Below are 278 nucleotides of genomic sequence, written 5' to 3' on the forward strand. Positions count from 1 at the left end.
CGAGGCCCTGTTCGACTGGCCGGGCCTGAGTTCGCTGCTGGTGAGCGCTGCCTTCTCGCGCGACTATCCGGTGATCCAGGGTTCGCTGCTGGCCATCTTCGCCTTGTTCATCCTGATCAGCCTGGTCATCGACCTGGCGCAGGGTTTCGTCGACCCCCGCATCCGCAGGCCCTCCGCATGATCGCATTCCTTCGAGCTTCCAAGGCCGGCGTGCCGGTGCACCTGGCGCTGGGCTTCCTGACGGTGGTGGTGCTGGCCGCCGTCTTCGGGCCGGCGCT

The 278-nt window shown here is 67.3% G+C and carries 1 protein-coding gene; it reads left to right on the top strand.

All coding sequences use genetic code 11. From position 1 onward, the window contains the following. The coding region (locus SB771_RS34155) for an ABC transporter permease subunit (protein ID WP_410721938.1) at positions 1-181 on the top strand (181 nt) is incomplete at its 5' end. Positions 182-278: the final 97 nt, after the last annotated feature.

The sequence above is a fragment of the Burkholderia sp. SIMBA_051 genome (assembly GCF_046534915.1).
GTDB lineage: Bacteria > Pseudomonadota > Gammaproteobacteria > Burkholderiales > Burkholderiaceae > Burkholderia > Burkholderia ambifaria.